Origin of the sequence: Pseudomonas sp. SM4, from assembly GCF_051913165.1 — a bacterium.
Classification (GTDB): domain Bacteria; phylum Pseudomonadota; class Gammaproteobacteria; order Pseudomonadales; family Pseudomonadaceae; genus Aquipseudomonas.
Genome location: NZ_JBODOE010000017.1, coordinates 18,283 through 44,252 on the forward strand (window position 1 = coordinate 18,283; position 25,970 = coordinate 44,252).

25 protein-coding genes and 1 pseudogene are annotated in these 25,970 nt (G+C 59.5%); 14 read left to right on the top strand and 12 right to left on the bottom strand.

Annotated features, from left to right (window positions below; all coding sequences use genetic code 11):
• Nucleotides 1–92: 92 nt before the first annotated feature.
• A complete protein-coding gene (quiC, locus tag ACQ4MY_RS25560; protein ID WP_440096879.1) occupies nucleotides 93–1,994 on the top strand; it encodes a 3-dehydroshikimate dehydratase QuiC in 1,902 nt (633 codons plus the stop codon).
• Nucleotides 1,995–2,095: 101 nt separating this feature from the next.
• Complete coding sequence (locus ACQ4MY_RS25565) at nucleotides 2,096–2,773, top strand: TetR/AcrR family transcriptional regulator (RefSeq protein ID WP_150648501.1); 678 nt, start codon at nucleotides 2,096–2,098, stop codon at nucleotides 2,771–2,773.
• 104 nt (nucleotides 2,774–2,877) lie between these two features.
• Here ACQ4MY_RS25565 and ACQ4MY_RS25570 read toward each other — a convergent pair whose 3' ends face one another.
• The 4 genes from ACQ4MY_RS25570 to ACQ4MY_RS25585 all read right to left on the bottom strand — a co-directional run bounded on the left by ACQ4MY_RS25570 (nucleotide 2,878) and on the right by ACQ4MY_RS25585 (nucleotide 6,819).
• Nucleotides 2,878–3,732 (bottom strand): shikimate dehydrogenase, encoded by an 855-nt coding sequence (locus ACQ4MY_RS25570; protein WP_440096880.1) that lies wholly within the window; start codon nucleotides 3,730–3,732, stop codon nucleotides 2,878–2,880.
• A 5-nt stretch (nucleotides 3,733–3,737) separates the two neighbouring features.
• Nucleotides 3,738–4,178 carry a type II 3-dehydroquinate dehydratase gene (gene aroQ, locus ACQ4MY_RS25575; protein ID WP_440096881.1) on the bottom strand — a complete coding sequence of 147 codons (441 nt, stop codon included), beginning with the start codon at nucleotides 4,176–4,178 and terminating at the stop codon, nucleotides 3,738–3,740.
• 269 nt (nucleotides 4,179–4,447) lie between these two features.
• Nucleotides 4,448–5,527: a tRNA (uridine(54)-C5)-methyltransferase TrmA gene (trmA, locus tag ACQ4MY_RS25580; protein ID WP_440096882.1), complete on the bottom strand. Its 1,080-nt coding sequence runs from the start codon at nucleotides 5,525–5,527 to the stop codon at nucleotides 4,448–4,450.
• Entirely contained in the window at nucleotides 5,524–6,819 is a 1,296-nt protein-coding gene (locus ACQ4MY_RS25585) for an NCS2 family permease (RefSeq protein ID WP_440096883.1), read from the bottom strand. Before ACQ4MY_RS25585 ends, trmA begins: the two co-directional genes overlap by 4 nt.
• A gap of 223 nt (nucleotides 6,820–7,042) precedes the next feature.
• On the opposite strand from ACQ4MY_RS25585, the gene ACQ4MY_RS25590 reads away from it, so the two are divergent.
• Nucleotides 7,043–7,489: a DUF4879 domain-containing protein gene (locus ACQ4MY_RS25590; RefSeq protein ID WP_008084603.1), complete on the top strand. Its 447-nt coding sequence runs from the start codon at nucleotides 7,043–7,045 to the stop codon at nucleotides 7,487–7,489.
• 67 nt (nucleotides 7,490–7,556) lie between these two features.
• Nucleotides 7,557–8,102 carry a DJ-1 family glyoxalase III gene (locus ACQ4MY_RS25595; protein ID WP_440096884.1) on the top strand — a complete coding sequence of 182 codons (546 nt, stop codon included), beginning with the start codon at nucleotides 7,557–7,559 and terminating at the stop codon, nucleotides 8,100–8,102.
• A gap of 11 nt (nucleotides 8,103–8,113) precedes the next feature.
• Here the strand turns inward: ACQ4MY_RS25595 and ACQ4MY_RS25600 are convergent.
• Together ACQ4MY_RS25600 and ACQ4MY_RS25605 are read right to left on the bottom strand one after the other, a co-directional pair.
• Nucleotides 8,114–8,356, bottom strand: a pseudogene (locus ACQ4MY_RS25600) (HigA family addiction module antitoxin); the annotation flags it as partial.
• On the bottom strand, nucleotides 8,356–9,612 hold the full coding sequence (locus tag ACQ4MY_RS25605; RefSeq protein ID WP_440096886.1) for an MFS transporter: 1,257 nt from the start codon (nucleotides 9,610–9,612) through the stop codon (nucleotides 8,356–8,358). The gene ACQ4MY_RS25605 and the pseudogene ACQ4MY_RS25600, both read right to left, overlap by 1 nt.
• A 566-nt stretch (nucleotides 9,613–10,178) precedes the next feature.
• Between ACQ4MY_RS25605 and ACQ4MY_RS25610 the strand changes: the two genes are divergently transcribed.
• From ACQ4MY_RS25610 to ACQ4MY_RS25620, 3 genes are all read left to right on the top strand, one after another.
• Nucleotides 10,179–11,624, top strand: a complete 1,446-nt coding sequence (locus ACQ4MY_RS25610; protein WP_008084612.1) for a cytochrome ubiquinol oxidase subunit I — start codon at nucleotides 10,179–10,181, stop codon at nucleotides 11,622–11,624.
• Nucleotides 11,625–11,627: 3 nt separating this feature from the next.
• Nucleotides 11,628–12,635 carry a cytochrome d ubiquinol oxidase subunit II gene (cydB, locus tag ACQ4MY_RS25615; protein ID WP_008084613.1) on the top strand — a complete coding sequence of 336 codons (1,008 nt, stop codon included), beginning with the start codon at nucleotides 11,628–11,630 and terminating at the stop codon, nucleotides 12,633–12,635.
• 70 nt (nucleotides 12,636–12,705) lie between these two features.
• Nucleotides 12,706–12,873, top strand: coding sequence for a DUF2474 domain-containing protein (locus tag ACQ4MY_RS25620; RefSeq protein WP_008084615.1), 168 nt, complete (start codon nucleotides 12,706–12,708; stop codon nucleotides 12,871–12,873).
• A 73-nt stretch (nucleotides 12,874–12,946) separates the two neighbouring features.
• Here ACQ4MY_RS25620 and ACQ4MY_RS25625 read toward each other — a convergent pair whose 3' ends face one another.
• Both ACQ4MY_RS25625 and ACQ4MY_RS25630 read right to left on the bottom strand, forming a co-directional pair.
• The gene (locus ACQ4MY_RS25625; protein ID WP_008084617.1) at nucleotides 12,947–14,071 is read right to left on the bottom strand and encodes a methyltransferase; all 1,125 of its coding nucleotides are present in this window, start codon (nucleotides 14,069–14,071) and stop codon (nucleotides 12,947–12,949) included.
• Nucleotides 14,072–14,244: 173 nt separating this feature from the next.
• Nucleotides 14,245–14,958, bottom strand: coding sequence for an autoinducer binding domain-containing protein (locus ACQ4MY_RS25630; RefSeq protein WP_008084619.1), 714 nt, complete (start codon nucleotides 14,956–14,958; stop codon nucleotides 14,245–14,247).
• Between the two features lie 318 nt (nucleotides 14,959–15,276).
• On the opposite strand from ACQ4MY_RS25630, the gene ACQ4MY_RS25635 reads away from it, so the two are divergent.
• The gene (locus ACQ4MY_RS25635; protein ID WP_008084620.1) at nucleotides 15,277–16,053 is read left to right on the top strand and encodes a ferredoxin--NADP reductase; all 777 of its coding nucleotides are present in this window, start codon (nucleotides 15,277–15,279) and stop codon (nucleotides 16,051–16,053) included.
• 43 nt (nucleotides 16,054–16,096) lie between these two features.
• Here the strand turns inward: ACQ4MY_RS25635 and mscL are convergent, their stop codons facing one another.
• Nucleotides 16,097–16,513 (bottom strand): large-conductance mechanosensitive channel protein MscL, encoded by a 417-nt coding sequence (gene mscL, locus ACQ4MY_RS25640; RefSeq protein WP_008084629.1) that lies wholly within the window; start codon nucleotides 16,511–16,513, stop codon nucleotides 16,097–16,099.
• Nucleotides 16,514–16,799: 286 nt separating this feature from the next.
• Here mscL and katB point away from each other — a divergent pair, with 286 nt between their 5' ends.
• The 3 genes from katB to radA are packed head-to-tail and all read left to right on the top strand — an operon-like array spanning nucleotide 16,800 to nucleotide 20,364.
• Nucleotides 16,800–18,341, top strand: coding sequence for a catalase KatB (gene katB / locus ACQ4MY_RS25645; protein WP_440096887.1), 1,542 nt, complete (start codon nucleotides 16,800–16,802; stop codon nucleotides 18,339–18,341).
• Between the two features lie 60 nt (nucleotides 18,342–18,401).
• Nucleotides 18,402–18,950: an ankyrin repeat domain-containing protein gene (locus ACQ4MY_RS25650; protein ID WP_440096888.1), complete on the top strand. Its 549-nt coding sequence runs from the start codon at nucleotides 18,402–18,404 to the stop codon at nucleotides 18,948–18,950.
• Nucleotides 18,951–18,996: 46 nt separating this feature from the next.
• Nucleotides 18,997–20,364: a DNA repair protein RadA gene (gene radA, locus ACQ4MY_RS25655; protein ID WP_440096936.1), complete on the top strand. Its 1,368-nt coding sequence runs from the start codon at nucleotides 18,997–18,999 to the stop codon at nucleotides 20,362–20,364.
• Between the two features lie 101 nt (nucleotides 20,365–20,465).
• Here the strand turns inward: radA and ACQ4MY_RS25660 are convergent, their stop codons facing one another.
• On the bottom strand, nucleotides 20,466–20,834 hold the full coding sequence (locus tag ACQ4MY_RS25660) for a PilZ domain-containing protein (protein WP_236428353.1): 369 nt from the start codon (nucleotides 20,832–20,834) through the stop codon (nucleotides 20,466–20,468).
• Between the two features lie 159 nt (nucleotides 20,835–20,993).
• On the opposite strand from ACQ4MY_RS25660, the gene ACQ4MY_RS25665 reads away from it, so the two are divergent.
• The 3 genes from ACQ4MY_RS25665 (at nucleotide 20,994) to yjiA (ending at nucleotide 24,369) form a co-directional block, all read left to right on the top strand.
• A complete protein-coding gene (locus tag ACQ4MY_RS25665) occupies nucleotides 20,994–23,060 on the top strand; it encodes a carbon starvation CstA family protein (RefSeq protein ID WP_008078589.1) in 2,067 nt (688 codons plus the stop codon).
• Between the two features lie 15 nt (nucleotides 23,061–23,075).
• Entirely contained in the window at nucleotides 23,076–23,273 is a 198-nt protein-coding gene (locus ACQ4MY_RS25670) for a YbdD/YjiX family protein (RefSeq protein ID WP_003228401.1), read from the top strand.
• A gap of 124 nt (nucleotides 23,274–23,397) precedes the next feature.
• Nucleotides 23,398–24,369 (top strand): GTPase, encoded by a 972-nt coding sequence (gene yjiA, locus ACQ4MY_RS25675; RefSeq protein ID WP_440096889.1) that lies wholly within the window; start codon nucleotides 23,398–23,400, stop codon nucleotides 24,367–24,369.
• A 123-nt stretch (nucleotides 24,370–24,492) separates the two neighbouring features.
• Here the strand turns inward: yjiA and ACQ4MY_RS25680 are convergent, their stop codons facing one another.
• Both ACQ4MY_RS25680 and ACQ4MY_RS25685 read right to left on the bottom strand, forming a co-directional pair.
• On the bottom strand, nucleotides 24,493–25,203 hold the full coding sequence (locus tag ACQ4MY_RS25680; protein ID WP_440096890.1) for a GntR family transcriptional regulator: 711 nt from the start codon (nucleotides 25,201–25,203) through the stop codon (nucleotides 24,493–24,495).
• Between the two features lie 19 nt (nucleotides 25,204–25,222).
• Entirely contained in the window at nucleotides 25,223–25,927 is a 705-nt protein-coding gene (locus ACQ4MY_RS25685; protein ID WP_008078581.1) for a FadR/GntR family transcriptional regulator, read from the bottom strand.
• Between the last annotated feature and the right edge of the window lie 43 nt (nucleotides 25,928–25,970).

The window sequence follows — 25,970 nt, forward strand, 5'->3', positions numbered from 1 at the left end:
GCCGCAGGCTGCGATCTTTGCTTTTTCAAGATCAAAAGATCGCAGCCTGCGGCAGCTCCTACATTAAAGCGGCGCAGTCCGGGAGTTGAAGCATGCAGCGTTCCATTGCCACCGTTTCCTTGAGCGGCACCCTGCCGGAAAAACTTGAAGCCATTGCCGCCGCCGGGTTCGACGGGGTGGAGATATTCGAAAACGACCTCCTGTACTACGACGGCAGTCCACGGGAAATTAAACAGATGTGCGCCGACCTCGGCATCGCCATCACCCTGTTCCAGCCGTTCCGCGATTTCGAAGGCTGCCGCCGCGATCGCCTGGCACGCAATCTTGAGCGCGCCGAACGCAAGTTCGACCTGATGCAGGAACTCGGCACCGACCTGGTGCTGGTCTGCAGCAACGCCTCGGCCGACAGCGTCGGCGATCAACAAATTCTAATCGATGACCTGCGCCTGCTGGCCGAACGCGCCGGTGCGCGTGGCTTGCGCATTGGTTACGAAGCGCTGGCGTGGGGCCGTCATGTGAACACTTATCAACAGGTCTGGGACATCGTGCGTCAGGCTGATCACCCAAGCCTTGGGGTTTTGCTCGACAGCTTCCATACGCTGTCGTTGAAGGGCGATCCCCGCGCAATCGCCGATATTCCCGGCGACAAGATCTTTTTCGTGCAAATGGCTGACGCGCCGATTCTGGCCATGGACGTGCTGGAGTGGAGCCGGCATTTCCGCTGCTTCCCGGGGCAGGGCGAATTCGATCTGCCGGGTTTCCTCGCGCCGATCATCCAGAGCGGTTACACCGGGCCGCTGTCGCTGGAAATCTTCAACGACGGCTTCCGCGCCGCACCGCCACGGGCGAATGCCGCTGACGGTTTGCGTTCGCTGCTGTATCTGGAAGAGAAGACTCGCCAGCGTCTGGAACAGGAAGCGACGCCTGTGGCCAACCGTGAAATCCTTTTTGAAACGCCGAAGGCTAGCGAATATAACGGCATCGAGTTTCTTGAGTTTGCCGTCGATGAAAGCCTCGGCGCCAAGCTGTCGAACTGGCTGGAGCGCCTCGGGTTCGTCAAGGCCGGGCAGCATCGCTCCAAGAGCGTGAGCCTGCTGCGTCAGGGCGACATCAACCTGATCCTCAACTCCGAGCCTTATTCTTTTGCGCACAGCTTCTTCGAAGCCCACGGCCCGTCGTTGTGCGCTACCGCTGTGCGGGTCAAGGACAGCGCCAGTGCTTTGGCCCGCGCCGTGGCTTACAAAGGTCAGCCCTATCGCGGACTGGTCGGCCCCAACGAGCTGGAACTGGCGGCAGTACGCGCTCCCGACGGCAGCCTGATTTATCTGGTGGATGAACAGGCCGATGTCTACGGTACCGATTTCAATCTGCTGGCGGATGCCCCGTCCCGTGGCGGCCTCAAGCGCATCGACCACATGGCGATGGCGTTGCCGGCCGACAGTCTCGACAGTTGGGTGTTGTTCTATAAGAGCCTGCTGGATTTCGAGGCGGACGACGAAGTTGTGTTGCCCGACCCGTACGGTTTGGTGAAGAGCCGCGCACTGCGCAGTCGCGACAGCTCGATCCGCTTGCCGCTGAACATTTCCGAGAACCGCAACACCGCCATTTCCCACGCGCTGTCGAGTTACCGCGGTTCCGGTGTGCATCACATCGCCTTCGATTGTGACGACATCTTCGCCGAAGTCAGTCGCGCCAAAGAAGCCGGCGTGCCGCTGCTGGATATCCCGCTCAACTATTACGACGATCTCGCTGCACGCTTTGATTTCGACGACGAATTTCTCAGCGAGCTGGCGTATTACAACGTGCTCTACGATCGTGACGCGCAGGGCGGCGAGTTGTTTCACGTCTACACCGAGCCGTTCGAAGGGCGCTTCTTCTTCGAGATTATCCAGCGCAAGAACGGCTATGCCGGTTACGGTGCGGCGAACGTAGCGGTGCGTCTGGCGGCGATGGCCAAATCACGCAGTGGCGCCGTTCGCCAGGCGAAGTTGTAGGAAATTCGTAAACGCGGGATTAAACACGGCTCGCGCGGCTTCCTTCACTGTGCGGCGCGGCCCATAATCGCCGCCTGTGCAGTGATGGCCGTGAGCCCGCAATGACGATGAATACAGAACTTACCGCAGCTCCTGAAGTGTCCGCTGTAGAGCCGCGCAAGAGTCGCAAGAACAACCCGGAAAAGACCCGCGAGAACATCCTGCAGGAGGCGATCGTCGAGTTCGTCCAGCAGGGCTTGTCCGGTGCCCGCGTCGACGCGATTGCCGAGCGCATTCACACCTCCAAGCGCATGATCTATTACTACTTCGGCAGTAAGGAGCAGCTGTACGTCGAGGTGCTGGAGAAGCTATACGGCGATATCCGCAACACCGAAAACCGTCTGCACCTGGCCGAGTTGCCGCCGGTGGAGGCGATTCGCCGACTGGTCGAATTCACCTTCGATCACCACGACCGCAATGTCGATTTCGTGCGCATTGTCAGCATCGAAAATATTCACAACGCTGAATTCGTGAAGCGTTCCGATGCGATCAAGGCGATGAACAACACCATCCTCGATTCACTGGGTGAGATTCTGCGTCGCGGTGCTGATGAAGGTGTGTTCCGTGCGGGGCTCGATGCGCTGGATGTGCATTTGTTGATCAGCTCGTTCTGCTTCTATCGCGTGTCGAACCGGCACACATTTGGCGAGATCTTTCAGATTGATCTGCCGGATGAAAGCATCAAGCAGCGTCATCGCGAGATGATTTGCGAGTCGGTGCTGCGTTACCTGCAAGCCTGACGCTGCTTTTGTAGGAGTGAGCCTGCTCGCGATAGCGGTGTGTCAGGAAACTGATGTGTTGGCTGACGGTACGCCATCGCGAGCAGGCTCACTCCTACAGGTTTTTAACCATTCATGCTGTGAAAATGCGCGAGCATCCGCTGCGCATCCGGCACCACGCCGCTGAACAATTCAAACGCCTTCACCGCCTGAAACACCGCCATGTTGCCGCCATCCAGCGTCCGGCAACCCAGCGCGCGGGCGTTGCGCAGCAGCTCGGTTTCCAGCGGGAAATACACAATCTCCGCCACCCACAATTCCTTGCGCAGCAGCTCGACCGGCACCGGCATGCCCGGCAGTTTGGCCATGCCCATCGGCGTGGTATTGACCAGACCGTCGGCCAGATTCAGCGTACTCGGCAGATCATGCCCGGCCACCGCACGACCGAAGCCGAAATGCTGATTGAGGTTGTTCGCCAGACTTTCTGCGCGCGCAGTGTCGACATCAAAAATGCTCAACTGCTGCACGCCTTCGCTCAACAGGGCGTGGGCCACTGCCGCGCCTGCGCCGCCGGCGCCCATCTGGACCACACGCTCACGGGCGGCGTCCTGCAAGCCACGGCGAAAACCCTCGGCGAAACCGAGGCAATCGGTGTTGTGCCCGACACGTTTGCCGTCCCTCAACACCACAGTGTTCACGGCGCCGATGCAGCGGGCTTCCGCTGACAATTCATCGAGCAGCGGGATGATTGCCTGCTTGCACGGAAAGGTAATGTTCAACCCGGTGTAGTTCATCCGCTCGGCCGCCAGCAGCAGGTCGGGCAGGGCGCTGCTGTCCATTTTCAATTGATCGAGATCGATCAATCGATACAGGTAGCGCATGTCTTGCGCATCGCCTTCATGTTCATGCAGTGCCGGCGTGCGTGAAGCCTGAATACCGGCGCCGATCAGTCCGGCGAGTATTACGTTGCCACGGGACATACGATTCACCCCTTCAGCCGCTGACTGAAATGTTCCAGTGCCAGTCGATAGCCATGACTGCCAAACCCGGCCATCACTGCCGTGGCGATCGCCGAGACAAACGAGTGATGACGAAACGGCTCGCGGGCGTGGACGTTGGACAGATGCACTTCGATCACCGGTAACTCGCTGGCGACCAGCGCATCGCGAATCGCTACCGAAGTGTGTGTCCACGCCGCCGGATTGATCACGATCCCGGCGCAACGACCGCGAGCCGCGTGAATCCAGTCGAGCAGCTCGCCTTCGTGATTGGTCTGGCGAAACTCCACCGCCAGGCCGAATTCTTCAGCCGCACGTCCGCATAACGCCGAAATATCCGCCAGGGTTTCGTAACCGTAAGTCGCCGGCTCGCGGGTGCCGAGCAGGTTCAGGTTCGGGCCGTTGAGCACCAGAACGATAGGGGGCATGAGGGGTAACTCCACTTATTGTTTTTGGCTTTGGCCAGAGGTTTCGGCCTGTGGAGATAAAATGTACTAGATGGTTACCATGGTCAATTGAACAAAAATGGCGGTGGCGTTTTATGTTCGGTGATCGCACAAATCAAAAGATCGCAGCCTGCGGCAGCTCCTACATAGGAATGCATTTCCCTGTAGGAGCTGCCGAAGGCTGCGATCTTTTCGAGCACCCACAAAAAAGCCGTCAATCACGACGGCTTTTTCGTATCAGGCTACTGCACTCAACGCCGGGTCAGTAACACACCCGATTCCATGTGATGCGTCCACGGGAACTGGTCGAACAATGCGCACTGGGTGATGCGGTGCGTGTCGTGCAACTGGGCGATGTTGGCCGCCAGGGTTTCCGGGTTGCAGGAGATGTACAGGATGTTGTCGAAACGCCGGGTCAGCTCGCAGGTGTCCGGGTCCATACCGGCGCGTGGCGGGTCGACGAAGACGCTGCCGAACTCGTAGCTCTTCAGGTCGATGCCTTGCAGGCGACGGAACGGGCGCACTTCGTTGAGCGCTTCGGTCAGTTCTTCGGCGGACAAACGCACCAGGGTGACGTTATCCACAGCGTTTTCGCTGAGGTTACTCAGTGCCGCGTTGACCGAGGTCTTGCTGATTTCGGTGGCCAGCACTTTGCGCACGCGGGTGGCGAGCGGCAGGGTGAAGTTGCCGTTGCCGCAATACAGCTCCAGCAAGTCGTCAGTGCGATCGCCGAGTGCTTCATACGCCCAGTTGAGCATCTTCTGGTTCACGGTGCCGTTCGGCTGGGTGAACGCGCCTTCCGGCTGGCGATAGCTGAACGTGCGACCGCCGACGTCAAGTTTCTCGACCACGTAATCGAGGCCAAGCACTTCGCGTTTGCCTTTCGAACGACCAATGATGCTGACGCCCAGATCTGCCGACAACTGAGTTGCAGCAGCCTGCCAGTGCGCGTCCAGTGGACGGTGGTAGCACAGGGTGATCATTGCATCGCCGGACAGCGTGGTCAGGAATTCAACCTGAAACAGCTTGTGGCTCAATGCCGAACTGGCCTGCCACGCCGCTTTCAGCTGCGGCATCAACTGGTTGATGCGCAGGCTGGCAATCGGGAATTCTTCGATCAGGATCGGCGTGCGTTTGTCGTCCTGAGCGAACATTGCGTAATGCCGATCACCGCCCTCGCGCCACAGGCGGAATTCGGCGCGCAGACGGAAGTTCTGCAACGGCGAGTCGAACACGGTCGGCTCGGGGGCATCGAATGGTGCCAGCAGGTCCCGCAAACGCGTGACCTTGGCTTCAAGTTGCTCGGCGTAAGCCTGGGAATCGAATGTCATGCGTTGAACCAACCCAACTTGATCACGAACAGAATCGACAGGATCACCAGCGCCGGGTTCAGCTCACGGGCACGGCCGGACAGCAGTTTGATCACGGTCCAGGAGATGAAGCCGAAGGCGATGCCGTTGGCGATCGAGTAAGTGAACGGCATGGCCAGCGCGGTCACGACAACCGGCGCGGCGACGGTGATGTCGTCCCAGTCTATTTCCGCCAGGCCCGAAGTCATCAACACGGCGACGAACAGCAGCGCTGGCGCGGTGGCGAATGCTGGAACGCTGGCCGCCAGAGGCGAGAAGAACAGCGCCAGCAGGAACAGGATTGCGACAACCACGGCAGTCAGGCCTGTACGGCCGCCGGCACTGACGCCGGCTGCGGACTCGATGTAACTGGTGGTAGTCGACGTGCCCAGCAGGGAGCCGGCCATGGCCGCGGTGCTGTCGGCGATCAGTGCGCGACCCATTTTCGGCATGTGGCCGTCCTTGCCCATCAGGCCGGCACGTTTGGCGACGCCAATCAGGGTGCCGGAGTTGTCGAACAGGTCGACGAACAGGAAGGCGAAGATCACGCTGACCAGACCGATGTCCAGTGCGCCTTTGATGTCCAGTTGCATGAAGGTCGGCGCCAGCGAGGGTGGCATCGAGGTCACGCCGTTGAACGGGGTGAAGCCCATCACGATGGAAATAATGGTCACTGCCAGAATGCCAATCAGCACCGCACCGCGCACTTTCAACGCTTCGAGCGCGACGATCAGGGCGAAGCCGAGGGTGGCGAGGATCGGTGCCGGGGCTTTCAAGTCACCGAGGCCGACCATGGTTGCCGGGTTGCTGACCACGATGCCGGCGTTGTGCAGGGCGATCAGCGCCAGGAACAGGCCGATACCGGCAGCAATCGCAGAACGCAGCGGCAGCGGGATACTGTTGATGATCCATTCACGGATGCGGAAGATCGACAGCAGGAAGAAGCACACGGCCGAGATAAACACCGCACCCAGCGCGACTTGCCAGGTGTGGCCCATGTGCAGGACGACGGTGTAGGTAAAGAAGGCGTTCAGGCCCATGCCCGGTGCGAGTGCAATCGGGTAGTTGGCGATCAGGCCCATGATTGTCGAACCGATCGCGGCAGCCAGACAGGTGGCGACAAACACCGCGCCCTTGTCCATGCCGGTCTCGCCGAGAATGCTCGGGTTGACGAACAGAATGTAGGCCATGGCCAAGAAAGTCGTGATGCCCGCCAGAATCTCGGTGCGCACGTTGGTGTTGTGTGCCTTGAGTTGAAACAGCCTTTCCAGCATGTCTGCTCCCCGTGGCGCGCGTGGCGCCGTGAATGTATCGACCTCAACAGCAAAGCACAGACCGTCGCAAGCGCCTGGAAAATTGTGGTGGGCCGGAAAAAGCCGCGCATCATACCAGCAGCGTGAGGAATATGGCGGTTGTTGGTGTCGATCGTCGGCGAAGTTTTGCCTCGCGGCCAACTGCGCCATACTGCGCGCTGTTTTTTCGGGGGATAGGGATCGTATGAGCAAGCGCTGGATGAAGGCTTTCGGGCTGATCGCCGTTTTGATGACCGCAGCGTCAGGTGCCTGGGCTGCGTCGGCGCCGCCCTTGAGCCAGTTGAAGGTGTTGAAGGTCGAGTCGCCCAAGTGCGGCTTTGAAGACATCGCAGAGGGCCAGGAACAGACGCGCTGCGATCACAGTGGTCCGAATATCAAGGTCTACGTGCTGGAAGTCGGTTATGGCCGCGAAGCGCATGTGGCACTCGACGGTTTTGAAATCAACGGCACGCGAACGCCAGTCTGTGCCTACGACAACGGCAACCTGACCGAATGCACGGTTGGCCGCAATACCGTGGGCTATCTGTATGTGCTCGACCTGGCCGGTAAACAGGATGGCCTCTTTACTTTCAGCAACACGTCGATCAACGCGCCGGGCAACAGGATGTCGACGCAGCTTTACATCAAGTAACGGCTGTTGCTGAACAGGGCCGGGCAAAGCTGACTACGCTGTGAAGATCACCCAGCGGACAGCGCCCATGACCTTTAGAGCCCTGATTACCCTCGCCGAGGGCATCGATGATCTGCAAAGCGTGACCCTGATGGATGTGCTGCGCCGCGCCGGCATCGAAGTGGTCGCCGCCAGCATCGAGGGAAGGCGCATGTTGACCTGCGCTCGCGGTACGCGCCTGACCGCCGACGGCATGTTGATCGATGTGCTGGCGCAGACTTTCGATCTGATCGTCCTGCCCGGCGGCGCCGTCGGTGCGCAGCATCTGGCCGCACATCAACCTCTGCAACAATTGCTCAAGGATCAAGCCAGCGCCGGACGCCTGTTCGCCGCCATCGCCGAAGCCCCGGCCGTCGCCCTGCAAGCCTTTGGCATATTGCGCCAGCGGCGCATGACCTGTTTGCCCGGCGTCAGCCATCAACTGTCAGGCTGCTCTTTTGTTGATCAACCGGTCGTTGTCGACGGCAACTGCATCACCGCGCAAGGCTCCGGCGCAGCCCTGGAATTTGCCCTGACGCTGGTCGAACAACTCGGCGGCAAGGCCTTGCGGTCGAAAGTGGCGGGGGATTTGTAGGGGCGTTCTCGGGCGTGTGCCGCGATAGGTTCAATCACCGGTTGTTCTCGATGCTCCGCTTGCCACAGATCGTACTCAGTTTGGACGCCTGGCCACGCGCGCGCCTTGCCAATGCCGGCACGCTCAAGTCTTACGGCCAGATCCGGGCTGATCGGGGCATGTCCGTGCAATACGCGTGAAAGATGTGGGCGTGCGAAGCCCAGATGCCGTGCCAATTCGGTAACGCTGATACCTGGCTCGGGCAAAATATCCATCAGCAGGGTTTCACCGGGGGGCGGCGCACTTCTTCCACCGGCACATGCATCCGATCGCGATTAGCCAGCGTCGGAAACAACTTGATCCACGTCCCCGTCACCACCAGCGTGCCGATCCCGCCCATGACCACCGCCGGTACGGTGCCGAACCAGTGGGCGGTGAGCCCGGATTCGAATTCGCCCAACTGGTTCGAGGCGCCGATGAACAAGCCGTTCACCGCGCTGACCCGGCCACGCATTTCGTCCGGGGTTTCCAGTTGCACGAAAGAGGCGCGGATCACCATGCTGATCATGTCCGCCGCGCCGAGCACCACCAGCACCGCCAACGAGAACCAGAACGAGGTCGACAGGCCGAAGGCGATGGTCGCCACGCCGAAAATGCCGACTGCGGTGAACATCACCCGACCGACATTGCGTTCCACCGCAAACCGCGCGAGGAACAGCGACATCGCCAGCGCGCCGACCGCCGGTGCTGAACGCAGCAGGCCGAGGCCCCACGGCCCGGTCAGCAGGATGTCCTTGGCGAACACCGGCAACAACGCCGTCGCGCCGCCAAGGAGCACCGCGAACAGGTCCAGCGAAATCGCCCCGAGAATGTCCGGGCGGCTGCGAATGAAGCGAATCCCCGCGAGCAACGAATCCAGCGTGGCTTTGCCTTTGTTCAACGGCGTTTGCCGCGCGGGCAGATTGAGCATCAAGGTGCAGGCAATGACGTAGAGCAGCACCGTCGGGCCATAGACCCAGACGCTACCGAACGCGTAAAGCAAACCGCCCAGCGCCGGGGCAACGATGGTTGCCGACTGTTGCGCCGATTGGGCCGCCGCCACCGCGCGGGGGAACAGCGCGCTGGGGACGATGCTCGGCAGCAGCGCCTGAGTGGTGGGCATTTCGAAGGAGCGCGCCGCGCCGAGCAGAAAGGCGAGGATGAAGATCATCTCGCGAGTGACATGATCGGTGGCGCTGCCGATGGCCAGCGCCAAGGCAATCAACGCCTGCAATGACTGACAGATCGCCGCGACCTTGCGTCGGTCATAGCGGTCGGCGACATGCCCGGTGTGCAGCATGAACAGCACGCGCGGGGCGAATTCGACCAGACCGACCAGCCCCAGATCGAGGACGTTGCCGGTCAGTTGATAGAGGTTCCAGCCAATTGCCACGGTGAGCATCTGGAAACCGCTGGCGGTGAAAATCCGCGCCAGCCAGAACGCAAGGAAAGGGCGATGGTGACGTAACAGCAGGGGCTCTTGGCTGGGCATCTGAGGGCAGGTCTGGTTCGGGGGGAACCGCGAGATTATCACCAGTCTGTAACAGGAAGTTGCTATGACAAAAAATTTAGTTAGCCAGACATCTATTTCTTTAACCCAGCAACCCTGTGGCGAGGGGATTTATCCCCGATGGGTTGCGCAGCAGCCCCAAATTGGGCGACGCGATTGAACTGAAAAAAACGCGTTGGATGGATTCGGGGCCGCTTCGCAGCCCAACGGGGATAAATCCCCTCGCCACAGGGTTTATTTGTTGTTGCCCCACCATCACATGGTTCTGATGATTTGTTGCAAAGTTTCCCCACGGTTATGAGGCAACTTGTCACGCGGCAAACGACCACGCAGTTCATCGGCAAAAATGGGACTACTCTTTCAACGTTGCTTGATCCAGATCAAGACCCCAGACGGAATTGATCCGGCGGCCAGTTGGCCAGACTCCCTGCGTTGCGATGGTTGTTTAAAAAGAACGAATCAGAATTCGCCGCACTCCATATCCGTGGGGGCAGTAGGCGCAGGGGCCACAAGCCCCACAGCCGGTATTACCTGACAGAGGAAGCCATATGTTCGGTTTAGAGGCACTAGATCTCGCCCGAATTCAGTTCGCGTTCACCATCTCGTTCCACATCCTGTTCCCGGCCATCACCATCGGTCTGGCGAGTTACCTCGCCGTACTCGAAGGCCTGTGGCTGAAAACCCGCAACGACACCTACCGTGACCTCTACCATTTCTGGTCGAAGATCTTTGCCGTCAACTTCGGCATGGGCGTGGTTTCGGGGCTAGTCATGGCCTATCAGTTCGGCACCAACTGGAGTCGTTTCTCGGACTTCGCCGGTGCCGTCACCGGGCCGTTGCTGACCTATGAGGTACTCACGGCGTTCTTCCTTGAGGCCGGTTTCCTTGGGGTCATGCTGTTCGGTTGGAACAAGGTCGGGCGCGGGCTGCACTTCTTCTCCACCGTCATGGTAGCCATCGGCACGCTGATTTCGACCTTCTGGATTCTCGCGTCCAACAGCTGGATGCAGACCCCACAAGGCTTTGAAATCATCAACGGCCAGGTGATTCCGACCGATTGGCTGGCGATCATCTTCAACCCGTCGTTCCCGTACCGCCTGATGCACATGGCGACGGCGGCGTTTGTGGCCACGGCATTCTTCGTCGGCTCCTCGGCGGCCTGGCATTTGCTGCGCGGCAAGGACAACCCGGCGATTCGCACCATGCTCTCGATGGCGATGTGGATGGCGCTGATTGTCGCGCCGATCCAGGCGGTCATCGGCGACTTCCATGGTCTGAATACGCTCAAGCATCAACCGGCAAAAATCGCTGCGATCGAAGGTCACTGGGAAAACCACGGTGACGAAGCGACGCCGCTGATCCTGTTCGGCTGGCCGGACATGAAAGAAGAGAAGACCAAGTTCGCTGTGGAAATCCCCTACCTCGGCAGCCTGATCCTCACCCACTCGCTGGACAAACAGGTGCCGGCGCTCAAGGAATTCCCACCGGAAGACCGGCCGAATTCGACCATCGTGTTCTGGTCGTTCCGGGTCATGGTCGGCCTCGGCTTCCTGATGATCTTCACCGGTCTGTGGAGTCTGTGGCTGCGTAAACGCGACACGCTCTACACGTCGCGGCCATTCCTCTATCTGGCGTTGTGGATGGGGCCATCCGGTCTGATCGCGATTCTGGCGGGCTGGTTCACCACTGAAATCGGCCGTCAGCCGTGGGTGGTCTACGGGCTGATGCGCACGGCGGATGCGTCTTCCAACCACAGTTTCATGCAGATGAGCATCACGCTGATCATGTTTGTGGTGGTGTATTTCGCGCTGTTCGGTGCCGGTCTTGGCTACATGATGCGCCTGGTGCGCAAAGGGCCGAAGATCAGCGAAGGCGCAGAAACGCCCGACGGTGGGCCAGGCAAGCAGCGTACACCGGCGCGTCCGTTGTCCGCCGCCGACGATTCGGCCGACGCCGATCACGACGACACCCCCAGCCTGACCAAGGAGATTTGAGCCATGGGTATTGATCTTCCGCTGATCTGGGCCGTGATCATCATCTTCGGCATCATGATGTACGTGGTCATGGACGGCTTCGACTTGGGCATCGGGATTCTCTTCCCGTTCATCCCCGGCAAGGTCGACCGTGACGTGATGATGAACACCGTCGCCCCGGTCTGGGACGGCAACGAAACCTGGCTGGTACTGGGTGGCGCGGCGTTGTTTGGCGCGTTCCCGCTGGCTTATTCGGTGGTGTTGTCGGCGCTGTATCTACCGCTGATTTTCATGCTGATCGGTTTGATCTTCCGCGGTGTGGCCTTCGAGTTCCGCTTCAAGGCCAAGGACGACAAGCGTCACCTGTGGGACAAGGCGTTCATCGGCGGTTCGGTGGCGGCGACGTTCTTCCAGGGCGTGGCGCTGGGCGCGTTCATCGACGGTTTGCCGGTGGTCAATCGGCAGTTTGCCGGCGGCTCACTGGACTGGCTGACGCCGTTCACGCTGTTCTGCGGTGCCGCACTGGTGGTGGCGTATGCCTTGCTCGGCTGCACCTGGCTGATCATGAAGACCGAAGGCAAGCTGCAAGAACAGATGCACAATCTGGCCCGGCCTCTGGCGTTCGTGCTGCTGGCGGTGATCGGTGTCGTCAGCCTGTGGACGCCGCTGGCTCACCCGGAAATTGCCTCGCGCTGGTTCAGCATGCCTAACCTGTTCTGGTTCATGCCGGTGCCGATTCTGGTGCTGGTGACGATGTATGGCCTGATCCGCGCGGTGGCGCGCAATGCCAACTACACGCCATTCCTGCTGACGCTGGTGCTGATTTTCCTTGGCTACAGCGGACTGGGCATCAGCCTGTGGCCGAACATCGTGCCGCCGTCGATCTCGATCTGGGACGCCGCCGCACCGCCGCAAAGTCAGGGCTTCATGCTGGTGGGCACGCTGTTCATTATCCCGTTCATCCTGGGCTACACCTTCTGGAGCTACTACGTGTTCCGCGGCAAGGTCACCCACGAAGACGGCTATCACTAAACCTGTGGGAGCGGGCTTGCCCGCGATGGCGTCGGTAGCGGCGCCATCGATCTGACTGAGGATCGCAACAATGACCGGCAAACATTCCCTGCACGACATTGAACAAGCCGAAAAAAAACCGCTGTGGCAGCGGCTCGGCTGGCTGGCCCTGATCTGGGTCGGCAGTGTCGGCGCGCTGTTCATCGTCGCCAGCCTGATGCGCATGTTCATGAATGCCGCAGGTCTGACCACGCACTGAATCATCCCCGTCCCGGCGCCTTCGGGTACGGCTTTGCAACCCTCCTCACGGAGGGTTTTTTTTGCCTTGAGGATTATTTACGGGCTTTGAGAATCACGAACTTCGGTGTCGCCGCCACTTGCTCGACGCCACGGAACAGCCGCGCCAGCTTGCTGTGATAACCCAGATGACGGTTGCCGACGATGTACAACGCACCGCCCACTACCAGCGCCTCGCGGGCCTGCTGGAACATGCGCCAGGCGAGGAAATCGCCGACCACTTGCTGTTGATGGAACGGCGGATTGCACAGCACCACGTCCAGCGATTGCGCCTCCTGCCCGGCCAGGCCATCGCCGGCCCGTACGATGACGTCGCGATCACCCAGGGCGGCTTGCCAGTTTTCAGCGGCCGATTGCACCGCCATGAACGACTCGTCGACCAGCGTGTACTGCGCGTCGGGGTTTTGCAGGGCACTGGCAATCGCCAATACACCGTTGCCGCAGCCAAGATCGGCGACGCGCGCATGGCCAAGGTTTTTCGGCAGGTGCGGAAGGAACGCGCGGGTGCCGATGTCCAGGCCTTCGCGGCAGAACACGTTGGCGTGGTTGAGCAGTTCGATCGCTGGCTCGTCGAGACGATAACGCGTCGGGTAGGGCGAGACGGCGGCGGCTTTGGCCTGCGGCGTAGCGATCAGCAGTCGAGCTTTTTTCACCGCCAGAGAGGCTTGTACCGGGCCAATGTAGCGCTCCAGCAAATCGCCGGCGGCACGTGGCAAGTGCTTGACCATGGCGGCCGCGACCACTTCGGCTCCGGGGGCGAGTTGCCCCTGCAGGCGAATCAGTTGCTCTTCCAGCAGTGCGAGGGTTTTCGGCACACGGATCAATACCCGGTCAAATGGCCCGATCAAAGGCGCGCTGGCAGGTGTCGGGCGAATCGCGTCGAACGCCTGGCCGTTGCGCAGCAGATTTTTTTCCAGGCCTTGAAAGCCCAGAAACGAGTCACCGCTGCTGCTCACGTCGACCTTGCCGAGAAGGCTGGCTGCCAGTGCGCCGAAGCTGTCATTGAGCACCAGCACACGCGTGCTCGCCGCCGGCTGTTGCGCGGCCAGATGATTGAGCAGGTATTCGTCGGCAGCATCGAAGGCTTGCAGCGGTTCGTTCTGCTGCTCGGGCTGGCGGATCAGATCGAGTTGGGCGAAAGGGGTATCGAGCAAAGGCATGGGGCGGGGACTCAGGGTAATCGAGGGGTGTCCCGCAGCCCTGATGTGCGGCGGAACCGACCGAGTGCACAGCAACACGCAACGCGCGCGTTATCACTCAGGAAGGTCACAAATGGTACTTTTTTTTCACTGTAAATACTTGCAAGTTTTCAGCCGGGTGGATGCTCGGGCAATCAGATGATTCCGGCTCGGGCCGCGGCAATCACCGCAGAAATCTTGTTGCAGACGTTGAGCTTCACGATGATGTTCTGTACGTGGTAGTTCACGGTGCGCTCGCTGAGGCTGAGGATCAGGGCGATCTCGCAAGCGGTTTTGCCGGAGGCGGACAGTTGCAGCACCTCCAGCTCTCGCGGCGACAAATGGGCCGGTTTCGGTTTGCAGGCCCGGGGGGGCAGGGTACTGATGAAAAGCTCGGTCAAATGGCTGGTGACAAAGTGCATGTAACCCACATGTTCATAAAGCTCCAGCGGACTGATCTCGCAATCTTTTCTCGCCAGGCTGAGGGTGCTGCGGACCGCTTGTTCCTCATTATGAAAAGACTGCGACCAACCGTATCGAAGCCCTTCCTGCTGTAAGGCCCGCCAGAGGTTGGGCGCATTGGCGTAGGCGCTTTTGCTCCATACCAACGGCAGCATCGAGTTTCTGCAATGGGCGATGACCGGATCGGCTTCGTGGTCATTGTCCTCTTTGCATTGGCGCTTCCAGTCGTTGGAGTAGTTACTGATTTCCAACGTCTTGAAATGTGGTTGATGATGGGTTGAGTCAACCGTGACGGCGCAAAAGTTGAAGCCGATGTTCTTCGAGAAGTTCTCCAAAATCGGGTAAGCAGTATCTATCCCTCGTGCAAAAGACAGCTGCCTCAACTGCGATTCCTTCCACAATTCCATTTCGAACGCTCCATGTATTTTGCTTGGGGGTGCGATGGATCCAATACGCACGAAATCGAGTGTAGGACGCTTCCTACAAAGTGGTGTGAATTTTTTTGCTCTTTAAAAGTGGGTGTATTTGGATAAAACGCTATTAGCGTACTTGTCGCTTATATGAAGGTCGACATTTTAATAGGCAAATGTTCTTTCTGGTTAGTTGTGTAATTAGTACGCGTTGTTCTAGTTAGATGAAACGCTGCGTAATACCACTACAAAATGGCGGTTTTAACCTGCACTTCTTTGCGAGAGACTAGGACAACCGCCAAATGGAGCGCCCACATGACTGCCAGCGCAGACAAGTTCACTCGCCAGACCCTGCTCGATGTACAGCCGCTGACGCCAAATCTGTTCACCTTGCGTACCACTCGCGACGCGGGCTTCAGATTTCGCGCCGGTCAGTTCGCCAGGCTCGGCGTCACCAAGGCTGACGGCAGCACGGTTTGGCGTGCCTACTCGATGGTGTCTTCACCGTTTGACGAGTTTCTCGAGTTCTTTTCCATCGTCGTGCCGGGGGGCGAGTTCACCAGTGAGCTGAGCCGTCTCGAGGTGGGGGATACCCTGCTGGTGGAGCGTCAGGCCTTCGGTTATCTGACCCTTGATCGCTTCGTCGACGGGCGCGACCTGTGGTTGTTATCCACAGGCACCGGTGTCGCGCCGTTTCTGTCGATCCTGCAGGACTTCGAGGTGTGGGAGAAATTCGAGCGGATCATTCTGGTGTACAGCGTGCGCGAGGCGCGAGAGCTGGCTTATCAACAGCTGATTGCCGAGCTGACGCAGCGGGATTATCTGGCTGACTACGCCCACAAGTTGCAGTTCATCCCGACCGTGACTCGTGAAGCGCATCCGGGCGCGCTGAATGGCCGGATCACCACGTTGATCGAAAACGGCGAGCTGGAGCGCGCGGCAGGCGTGGAGCTGTCGGCGGAGCATTCGCGGGTCATGTTGTGCGGCAATCCGCAGATGATCGACGACACTCGCGCGTTGCTCAAACAACGGCACATGAGTTTGAGCCTGACCCGCCGGCCCGGCCAGGTCGCCGTGGAAAACTACTGGTAAAAAAAACGGCGCCTCCAGGGCGCCGTTTTTTGTACTGGCCGGTTTATTGCGGCCGGTTGTTCTGCGCCTTGAGCAGGTCGCGGATCTCGCCCAGCAGCTCTTCTTCTTTAGTCGGAACCGGTGGCAGGCTAGGGGCCACGGCCTCTTCGCGCTTGAGGCGGTTGATAGCTTTGACGCCCATGAAGATGGCGAAAGCGACGATCACGAAGTCCAGAATAGTCTGGAGGAATTTGCCATAGGCCAGCACCACCGCAGGCGCCGAGCCTTCGGCGGCCTTGAGCGTGACGGCAAGGTCACTGAAGTCCACCCCACCGATCAACAGGCCGATTGGCGGCATGATGACGTCACCGACAAACGACGAAACAATCTTGCCGAAGGCCGCACCGATGATGATACCGACGGCCATGTCGACCACATTGCCTTTGACCGCGAAGGCCTTGAACTCACTTAGCACGCCCATAGGTTATTTCCTTGTTACAGATGAGTTTGGTGTACGCAGTGTAAATCAGCAAAACGCGTCCTGCGCGAAACACCTTCTTACAATGCCCGTTTTTATCGACACAAGAATCGACGATTAGTTTGCAAAGTGCCACTAATCGCGCGCGAAATACGCCTTAACCCGCTGAACAGGAAGCCATTTTTTTCCATCGCCCGGGTGGGAAGATTCTATTTATGTTCTCGGTGCAGGACCTCTAGCCTCTGGTTGGCGCATCTGGATGCGCCCAAAACAACCAGAGGATCCTGATATGACTTCATCACTTGGCTTAGGGGCTTTTCCCCATCGCCGCACCCTTGGCGTACTCACCGCCAGCCTCCTGAGCTTTTCCGTCAACGCCGCGCCGCTGACCCGCGATAACGGCGCAACGGTCGGTGACAACCAGAACTCGCAAACGGCCGGCGCCAACGGCCCGGTGCTGTTGCAGGACGTGCAACTGATTCAGAAGCTGCAGCGCTTCGACCGTGAGCGCATTCCCGAGCGCGTAGTGCACGCCCGCGGTACCGGTGCCCATGGCACATTCACCGTGACCAATGACCTCAGTGACCTGAGCAAGGCCAAGGTATTTGCTGCCGGCCAGAGCACCCCGGTGTTCGTGCGCTTCTCGGCGGTGGTCCACGGCAACCACTCGCCGGAAACCTTGCGGGATCCGCGTGGTTTCGCCACCAAGTTCTACACCGCTGACGGCAACTGGGACCTGGTCGGCAATAACTTTCCGACGTTCTTTATTCGTGATGCGATCAAGTTTCCCGACATGGTCCATGCCTTCAAACCCGATCCGCGAACTAACCTCGATGATGATTCGCGTCGTTTTGATTTCTTCTCGCATGTACCGGAAGCCACCCGGACATTAACCGAGTTGTATTCCAACTCCGGTACGCCCGCCAGTTATCGTGAAATGGACGGTAATGGTGTGCACGCCTACAAGTTGGTCAATGGCAAAGGCGAAGTGCACTACGTCAAGTTTCACTGGAAGAGTTTGCAGGGTATAAAAAACCTGTCGCCCAAAGAGGTCGCGAAAGTTCAAGGTCAGGATTACAGCCATATGACCAATGACTTGGTGACGAATATCAATAAAGGTAATTTCCCCAAGTGGGACTTGTACGTCCAGGTACTGAATCCGCAGGATTTGTCCAAGTTTGATTTCGATCCATTGGACGCCACCAAGATCTGGCCGGGTGTTGCTGAGCGAAAAGTTGGACAAATGGTGCTCAATCGCAATCCTGCGAACGTGTTCCAGGAGACCGAGCAAGTGGCCATGGCACCGGCCAATGTCGTGCCCGGAATCGAGCCTTCCGAAGATCGTTTGCTGCAAGGTCGCGTGTTCTCCTACGCCGATACGCAAATGTATCGCCTCGGCGCCAATGCCCTGCAATTGCCAATCAACGCACCGAAGGTTGCCGTCAATAACGGTAATCAGGACGGCGCCATGAACGTCGGCGCGAGTAACTCCGGCGTGAACTATCAGCCGAGCCGACTGCAACCGCGTGAAGAAACGCAAACTGCGCGTTACAGCCAATCAGCCCTGGCTGGTAATACTCAGCAAGCGAAAATTACTCGGGAGCAGAATTTCAAGCAGGCCGGTGATCTGTATCGCTCGTTCAGCAAACAGGAGCGCCGCGATCTGATTGAGAGCTTCGGCGGCTCGCTGGCAACCACCGATGACGAGAGCAAGCACATCATCCTGTCCTTCCTTTATAAGGCCGATCCGGAATACGGCACCGGCGTGACGAAAGTGGCCAAGGGTGACCTGAGCCGGGTCAAGGCCCTGGCCGCCAAACTGGTCGACTGATAGCCATGGTGTACCGGCGGGACCTGAGGCAGGTCCCGCTTCTGTGAAAGGACATAGCCCATGCGTGTTTATCTTTTTTTACTGTTCGGCCTGTTGTCACCCGGTGTGTTCGCGGCGCCGCTTGAGCAGCAGGATCCGGCCGCGATCAAGGCCCAACTGCAGGACTACTATTTCGACGCGGCCCGACGCGGTGATGTGCCGATGCTCGACACGTTCATCGAGTCCGGATACGCCCTCGATACTCATGACGACAAGGGCTACACCGCATTGATTCTGGCGGCCTATCACGGTCAGGCGCAGGCAGTGGAGCGCTTGCTCGCCGCGGGTGCCGATGCCTGTGCTCAGGATCTGCGCGGCAATACGGCGCTGATGGGTGCCATTTTCAAAGGTGAGTTGCAGATTGCCCGGCGCTTGATGGCCACCGATTGCAGCCCTGATCAGCGCAACGGTGCCGGGCAGACGGCAGCGATGTACGCCGGGCTGTTCAAGCGCCTGGAACTGCTCGATGCCTTGAAAGCCAAGGGCGCCGACCTGAATGCCCAAGACCCGTTGGGCAACAGCGCCGCGCGTCTGGCCAGCGGCGAAATCCGCACGGCTGCGCCGCGCTGACGGGTGGCGTCTGCGTTATCATCGCGGTTTTGCCCCGGGGGTTCTGATGGCCAAGGCCAAGCGCATGTACGGCTGCACCGAGTGCGGCGCAACCTTTCCCAAGTGGGCCGGGCAGTGTGGGGAATGTGGTGCCTGGAACACCCTGACCGAAACCATGATCGAAAGTGGCGGTGCCACGGCGCCGTCCGGTCGCACCGGCTGGACCGGCCAGCAGGCACAGATCAAAACCCTGGCCGAAGTCAGTGTCGAAGAAATTCCGCGTTTTTCCACGGCCTCCAGTGAACTGGATCGCGTGCTCGGCGGCGGTCTCGTCGACGGTTCGGTGGTGTTGATTGGCGGTGATCCGGGCATCGGTAAATCGACGATCCTGCTGCAGACCCTGTGCAACCTCGCCAAGAGCATGCCGGCGCTGTATGTCACCGGCGAAGAATCCCAGCAGCAAGTGGCCATGCGCGCCCGCCGTCTCGGCTTGCCGCAGGATCAACTGCGGGTAATGACCGAAACCTGTATTGAAACCATCATCGCTACTGCCCGCCAGGAAAAGCCCAAGGTGATGGTGATCGATTCGATCCAGACGATCTTCACCGAACAGTTGCAATCGGCACCCGGCGGAGTCTCTCAGGTACGTGAGAGTGCAGCGCTGCTGGTGCGTTACGCCAAGCAGAGCGGTACGGCGATTTTCCTCGTCGGCCACGTGACCAAGGAAGGTGCACTGGCCGGCCCCCGCGTGCTCGAACACATGGTCGACACCGTGCTGTATTTCGAAGGCGAATCCGATGGACGTCTGCGTTTGCTGCGCGCGGTGAAAAACCGTTTCGGCGCGGTCAACGAGTTGGGCGTGTTCGGCATGACCGACAGGGGTTTGAAAGAAGTCTCCAACCCTTCGGCGATTTTTCTCACGCGCGCGCAGGAAGAAGTCCCGGGCAGTGTGGTGATGGCGACGTGGGAAGGCACCCGGCCGATGCTGGTGGAAGTGCAGGCGCTGGTCGATGACAGTCATCTGGCCAACCCGCGACGGGTGACGTTGGGTCTGGATCAGAACCGTTTGGCGATGTTGCTCGCGGTTTTGCATCGCCACGGTGGAATTCCGACACACGATCAGGACGTGTTTCTCAACGTGGTCGGTGGGGTGAAGGTGTTGGAAACGGCATCAGACCTGGCGCTGATGGCGGCGGTCATGTCGAGCTTGCGCAACCGACCATTGCCGCATGATTTGCTGGTGTTCGGTGAAGTCGGCCTGTCTGGCGAAGTGCGTCCTGTACCCAGTGGCCAGGAGCGCCTGAAGGAAGCCGCGAAACACGGTTTCAAACGCGCCATCGTGCCCAAGGGCAATGCGCCAAAGGAATCCCCTCCGGGCTTGCAGATCATCGCCGTGACCCGCCTCGAACAAGCCCTCGACGCCCTCTTCGAATAACCAGAGATTCCCTGTAGGAGCTGCCGCAGGCTGCGATCTTTTGATTTTGGTTTTCAAGATCAAAAGATCGCAGCCTGCGGCAGCTCCTACAGGGGCAACGTTCAGATTTCGATCAGGGCGCCCAGTTCGCGTTCCAGTTCGGCTTCGTCAGCCAGGTTCAGCTCGATCAACCGCCGCAACCGCTGGATCGACTCCAGGCTGATATGCCGGCAGACAAACCCCAACTGGCCATTCTCTTCATGAGCCAAGTGCACATCCATCTCGATATCGACGTCATCGCTCAGATGAATGTCGACGAAGAAATCCTTCTGTGCATCGCCCAGCCACGGCTCCGGCCGTTCGATCAGCAATCCTTTGAGTGACAGGTCGATCAACTTGACCGGCCAGATGTACTCGCCCTGACTCAGCTCGGTTCTGGCATCGAACGCAATACGTTTGAAGCGACGACGGTTGGCTGGGTGCTCGCTCATGGCGCAATCCTCATGAAGGTTCGCTGACTATAGACCGCGAATGCGGGCGCCAGCCAATCGCTAAAGCGTCTAGACCAACGTCGGGGTATGGCCTTTGGCGCCGTAAGCGCTAAACTCGGGGTGGCTGTCTTTCTTGTCCACCCTGGCTGGAATAATAAAATGAAAAATAATAATAGCCTGCTACGCCACTTACCCTGGCTAGTGCTGGCAATCGTAGGAGCGTGCGCCCTGGGCGTAGTGGCATTGCGTCGCGGCGAGGCGATCAATGCCTTGTGGATTGTGGTCGCCGCTGTGGCCATTTATCTGGTTGCGTACCGTTACTACAGTCTGTTCATCGCTAACAATGTGATGCAACTGGACCCGCGTCGGGCAACCCCCGCCGTGCTCAACAACGACGGTCTGGACTTCGTGCCGACCAACAAACACATTCTTTTCGGTCACCACTTCGCAGCCATCGCTGGTGCGGGGCCATTGGTCGGCCCGGTGTTGGCGGCGCAGATGGGTTATCTGCCCGGCACGCTGTGGCTGATTGCCGGCGTGGTGCTGGCGGGTGCGGTGCAGGACTTCATGGTGCTGTTCATGTCGACCCGTCGCAACGGCCGTTCCCTGGGCGACATGGTGCGTGAAGAAATGGGCCGTATTCCCGGCACCATCGCGCTGTTCGGCTGCTTCCTGATCATGATCATCATCCTCGCGGTGCTGGCGCTGATCGTGGTCAAAGCATTGGCCGAGAGCCCGTGGGGCATCTTCACCGTGATGGCGACCATCCCGATCGCGATGTTCATGGGCATTTACATGCGTTACATCCGCCCGGGCCGCATCGGCGAGATCTCCGTGGTCGGCGTGTTGCTGCTGCTCGGTTCGATCTGGCTCGGTGGGCAGATTGCCGCTGATCCGGTATGGGCCAAGGCGTTCACCTTCACCGGCGTGCAGATTACCTGGATGCTGGTCGGTTACGGTTTCGTCGCGGCATCGCTGCCGGTGTGGCTGATTCTGGCCCCGCGTGACTACCTCTCCACGTTCCTCAAAATCGGCACCATCGTCGCCTTGGCGATCGGCATTCTGGTGACCATGCCCGAGCTGAAAATGCCCGCGCTGACCCAGTTCGTCGACGGCACCGGTCCGGTGTGGAAGGGCGGTCTATTCCCGTTCCTGTTCATCACCATCGCCTGCGGTGCGGTTTCCGGTTTCCACGCGCTGATTTCTTCGGGCACCACGCCGAAGCTGCTGGATAACGAAACCAACGCCCGTTACATCGGTTACGGCGGCATGCTGATGGAATCGTTCGTGGCAATCATGGCCATGGTTGCCGCGTCGGTGATCGAGCCTGGCGTGTACTTCGCCATGAACAGCCCGGCTGCCGTGGTCGGCAGTGATGTCGCATCGGTTGCGCAAGTGGTCTCCAGCTGGGGCTTTGCGATCACGCCGGAAGCGCTGCAAGCCGTGGCGCATGACATTGGTGAAACCACCATCCTCGCCCGTGCCGGTGGTGCGCCGACCCTGGCGGTCGGTATCGCGCAGATCCTGCACAGTGTCCTGCCGGGTGAAAACACCATGGCGTTCTGGTACCACTTCGCGATCCTGTTCGAAGCGCTGTTCATTCTGACGGCTGTGGATGCGGGCACTCGTGCCGGACGTTTCATGCTGCAGGATCTGCTCGGCTCCTTCGTGCCGGCGCTGAAGCGCACCGAATCGTGGACCGCCAACCTGATCGCCACCGCCGGTTGTGTGGCGATGTGGGGCTGGTTGCTGTATCAGGGCGTGGTCGATCCACTGGGCGGCATCAACACCTTGTGGCCACTGTTCGGTATTTCCAACCAGATGCTGGCGGGTATCGCGCTGATGCTTGGCACTGTGGTTCTGATCAAAATGAAGCGCCAGCGCTACATTTGGGTCACCCTGCTGCCAGCCACCTGGCTGTTGATCTGCACCACGACTGCGGGCTTCATCAAATTGTTCGATGCCAACCCGGCGATCGGTTTCCTGTCGCTGGCGAAGAAATACAGCGATGCGCTGGCCAACGGTCAGGTGCTGGCACCGGCAAAAAGCGTCGAGCAGATGCAGCACGTGATCTTCAACGCCTACACCAACGCAACGCTCACCGCGCTGTTCCTGTTCGTGGTCTTCAGCATCCTGTTCTATGCGCTCAAAGTCGGCATCGCCGCCTGGGGCAAAAAAGAGCGTACGGATAAAGAATCGCCATTCCAGGCCCTGCCGGATGCGTAACCAGAGGATTGCAGCATGTTCAATGACCTGAGTCGCCTCGGTAAATACCTCGGTCAGGCTGCGCGCCTGATGGTCGGCATGCCCGACTACGACACCTACGTCGAGCATATGCAAACCAAGCACCCGGACAAACCGGTGATGAGCTACGAGATGTTCTTCCGCGAACGTCAGGAAGCCCGTTACGGTGGCAAGGGTGGGCCGAAGTGCTGTTGAGGCACATGAGGGTTCAGGCAACACAAGCACTGTAGGAGCACAGCTTGCTGGCGAAGGCGATCTTGAAGACGCCTTCGCTGGCAAGCCAGGCTCCTACCGTTTTTTTGCGTGAGGGAGATTTAATTTGTCAGCCCCAATCCCGGTCACGGTACTCAGCGGTTTCCTCGGTGCCGGCAAGACCACCTTGCTGCGCCACATTTTGAAAGCCGAACACGGCCTGAAAATCGCCGTGATCGAAAACGAATTCAGCGACGCCGGCATCGACACTCAATTGCTCGGCGACGAACCTGTGCAAGTCATGACCCTGGCCAACGGCTGTGTCTGCTGCACCATTCACACCGACCTGACCAAAGCCCTGTACCTGCTGCTCGAACGGCTGGACAGCGGCGAAATCGCCTTTGATCGTCTGGTCATCGAGTGCACGGGTCTGGCCGATCCGGCACCGGTGGCGCAGACTTTTTTCATCGACGAAGAACTGCGCGAGCGTTACCTGCTCGACGGCATCATCACCCTGGTCGATGCCGCGCACGCGGATGTGCATCTGAGCCAGACCATCGCCCAGGCGCAGATCGGTTTTGCCGACCGCTTGCTGGTGAGCAAGACTGATCTGGTCGACGAGGCCACGTTCACCGCTCTGAGCGAACGCCTGACGCGGATCAACCGCCGCGCGCCGATTCGAGTGGTTGATCACGGCAACATCGATCTGGCTGAACTGCTCGATGTCCGTGGCTTCAATCTCAACGCCGATCTGGGGGGCGGCTTGAGCCTGCGCCCGGTGAGCAAGGCGCCGTCGATTGACCGCATTTCCAGTCTGGTGCTGCGCACGGATCAGCCGCTGGATATCGATCAGCTCAGTGAATTCATGAATGAACTGCTGGAAGAACACGGCAAACAATTGCTGCGCTACAAAGGTGTGCTGAGCATTGCCGGCGAAGATCGCCGCCTGGTGTTTCAGGGCGTGTTGAAGCTTTATGGTTTCGACTGGGACTCCGAATGGGCCGAGGGAGAGGCGCGGGAAAGTGTGATCGTGTTTATTGCCGATGAGTTGCCGGAAGAGAAGATTCGGGCGGGGTTTGCCAAGGTAGCTTCTGCCTGATGGTTCTTCGGTGTCAGGGCTGACGCCATCGCGGGCAAGCCCGCTCCCACAGGGTTATTTGTCGTTCACAGATTGTGTGGACACCAATAAACCTGTGGGAGCGGGCTTGCCCGCGATGGCGATTTAACCGACAACACAATGCTTGACGGTCGACTCCAGCAGCGTCTGCTCAAGATGATCCAGATGCTGATTCATCAACATGCCGGCCTTGGAAACATCGCCTCGCTCCACCGCCTCAACCAGCGCCAAATGCTCCTGCCATGCGCAACAGCTATGCGTCTGGCACTCACTTCGCGCAATCGCCAGCGACGTCAGCGGCACCAGACTGCCGAGAAAATGCGTCAACGGTGCATTCCCCGCCATCTGCGCCAAGTGCAGATGAAACTCCCCCGACAAGCGAATCGCCGTCCCGCGCCGGTCCTGCTCAACCGCTTGACGCTCGCGCTCGATCAACCCGCGCAGGCGTTTCAAGTCTTCGGCCTGCGGACGTTGGCAGGCCAGACGCACCAAGGTGTTTTCGGCCAGCCGTCGCGCATGCAGAGCCTGCTGCGTCTGCTCCCGATCAGGTGCGGCGACACGCGGCCGATGATTGGCGCGCAGCACAATGACCTGTTCAAGCGACAACTGCGTCAGCACCCGGCGCACATCCGCACGACTGGCGCTGAACATCTCCTTCAGACTGTCCTCGGTGAAACGGCTGTCCGGATCAATGCGCTGTTCGAGAATTGCATCGAACAGTCGCGGATAAAGATCCTCTACCGGCGCACGCAGCCGAGAGAAGGGCAGGGGCGTGGCAGTTGGCTGAGCGTGCGAGGTTGAAGCGAAACTGTTCATGGTCTGTCTCCAATAGGAATCAGTGACTCAGGTTGTCATCCGGAATATTCAGCTCGATGCCCATCCGCTGACCTTCGCGCAAAATATGCCGGCGCATTTCGGCGCTGGCCTGAGCACTGTTCTTGCTGCGGATCGCCCGCACCACGGCTTCGTTTTCCTCTAACCGTTCAGCGAGGTGCTCCGGCGAGTTGCGCAGCACTTCGGCGCTTTGCTTGAGGGCGTTGCTGGTCTGCTGCACGACGCTCTGGAAGATCGGGTTCGAGGTCAGGGTGAACAGCTCTTCATGGAAAGCGATGTAGGCGCTGACTCCGGCTTCGCTGTCGCCAGCCTCAAGGGCTTCGCGCATGTCCATCAGGGTCAGGCGCAACTGCCCGACTTCCTTGCTGCTGATCGACTGCGCCACCAGGCCGACGATGAACGGTTCCAGGGTGTAGCGCAGTTGCAGGACATCTTCGAGACTGGCCCCGGCGACTGCGCTGTCGTGGCTTTGGCTGTCGCTCAATTGCGCGTCGAGCACGACCACGCCCTTGCCCGGCATCGAACGCACCAGGCCAAGGGTTTCCAGGACGATCACCGCCTCGCGCAGGCTCGGCCGGCTGATGCCCAGTTGTTCGGCCAGTTCGCGCTGGCCCGGCAGCATGTCGCCAGAGCGCCATTGGCCACGGGCGAGGGCGGCGCGGAGTTTTTCTACGACTGAGTTGACGACGGTTGATGTGGTGATCACTGGTCTTGCTCCGTGAGCCCATTGGGTGCGCCGCAAGCAAGAT

What these genes read in the sequence shown, in the direction of transcription:
- cydB (WP_008084613.1), top strand. Translation starts at nt 11,628, where the DNA reads ATGGGTATTGATCTTCCGCTGATCTGGGCCGTGATCATCATCTTCGGC.
- ACQ4MY_RS25630 (WP_008084619.1), bottom strand. Translation starts at nt 14,958, where the DNA reads ATGGAATTGTGGAAGGAATCGCAGTTGAGGCAGCTGTCTTTTGCACGA.
- ACQ4MY_RS25565 (WP_150648501.1), top strand. Translation starts at nt 2,096, where the DNA reads ATGACGATGAATACAGAACTTACCGCAGCTCCTGAAGTGTCCGCTGTA.
- ACQ4MY_RS25610 (WP_008084612.1), top strand. Translation starts at nt 10,179, where the DNA reads ATGTTCGGTTTAGAGGCACTAGATCTCGCCCGAATTCAGTTCGCGTTC.
- ACQ4MY_RS25620 (WP_008084615.1), top strand. Translation starts at nt 12,706, where the DNA reads ATGACCGGCAAACATTCCCTGCACGACATTGAACAAGCCGAAAAAAAA.
- ACQ4MY_RS25605 (WP_440096886.1), bottom strand. Translation starts at nt 9,612, where the DNA reads ATGCCCAGCCAAGAGCCCCTGCTGTTACGTCACCATCGCCCTTTCCTT.
- ACQ4MY_RS25625 (WP_008084617.1), bottom strand. Translation starts at nt 14,071, where the DNA reads ATGCCTTTGCTCGATACCCCTTTCGCCCAACTCGATCTGATCCGCCAG.
- ACQ4MY_RS25570 (WP_440096880.1), bottom strand. Translation starts at nt 3,732, where the DNA reads ATGTCCCGTGGCAACGTAATACTCGCCGGACTGATCGGCGCCGGTATT.
- aroQ (WP_440096881.1), bottom strand. Translation starts at nt 4,178, where the DNA reads ATGCCCCCTATCGTTCTGGTGCTCAACGGCCCGAACCTGAACCTGCTC.
- katB (WP_440096887.1), top strand. Translation starts at nt 16,800, where the DNA reads ATGACTTCATCACTTGGCTTAGGGGCTTTTCCCCATCGCCGCACCCTT.
- radA (WP_440096936.1), top strand. Translation starts at nt 18,997, where the DNA reads ATGGCCAAGGCCAAGCGCATGTACGGCTGCACCGAGTGCGGCGCAACC.
- ACQ4MY_RS25585 (WP_440096883.1), bottom strand. Translation starts at nt 6,819, where the DNA reads ATGCTGGAAAGGCTGTTTCAACTCAAGGCACACAACACCAACGTGCGC.
- ACQ4MY_RS25665 (WP_008078589.1), top strand. Translation starts at nt 20,994, where the DNA reads ATGAAAAATAATAATAGCCTGCTACGCCACTTACCCTGGCTAGTGCTG.
- ACQ4MY_RS25680 (WP_440096890.1), bottom strand. Translation starts at nt 25,203, where the DNA reads ATGAACAGTTTCGCTTCAACCTCGCACGCTCAGCCAACTGCCACGCCC.
- ACQ4MY_RS25660 (WP_236428353.1), bottom strand. Translation starts at nt 20,834, where the DNA reads ATGAGCGAGCACCCAGCCAACCGTCGTCGCTTCAAACGTATTGCGTTC.
- ACQ4MY_RS25635 (WP_008084620.1), top strand. Translation starts at nt 15,277, where the DNA reads ATGACTGCCAGCGCAGACAAGTTCACTCGCCAGACCCTGCTCGATGTA.
- mscL (WP_008084629.1), bottom strand. Translation starts at nt 16,513, where the DNA reads ATGGGCGTGCTAAGTGAGTTCAAGGCCTTCGCGGTCAAAGGCAATGTG.
- ACQ4MY_RS25590 (WP_008084603.1), top strand. Translation starts at nt 7,043, where the DNA reads ATGAGCAAGCGCTGGATGAAGGCTTTCGGGCTGATCGCCGTTTTGATG.
- quiC (WP_440096879.1), top strand. Translation starts at nt 93, where the DNA reads ATGCAGCGTTCCATTGCCACCGTTTCCTTGAGCGGCACCCTGCCGGAA.
- ACQ4MY_RS25650 (WP_440096888.1), top strand. Translation starts at nt 18,402, where the DNA reads ATGCGTGTTTATCTTTTTTTACTGTTCGGCCTGTTGTCACCCGGTGTG.
- ACQ4MY_RS25670 (WP_003228401.1), top strand. Translation starts at nt 23,076, where the DNA reads ATGTTCAATGACCTGAGTCGCCTCGGTAAATACCTCGGTCAGGCTGCG.
- trmA (WP_440096882.1), bottom strand. Translation starts at nt 5,527, where the DNA reads ATGACATTCGATTCCCAGGCTTACGCCGAGCAACTTGAAGCCAAGGTC.
- ACQ4MY_RS25595 (WP_440096884.1), top strand. Translation starts at nt 7,557, where the DNA reads ATGACCTTTAGAGCCCTGATTACCCTCGCCGAGGGCATCGATGATCTG.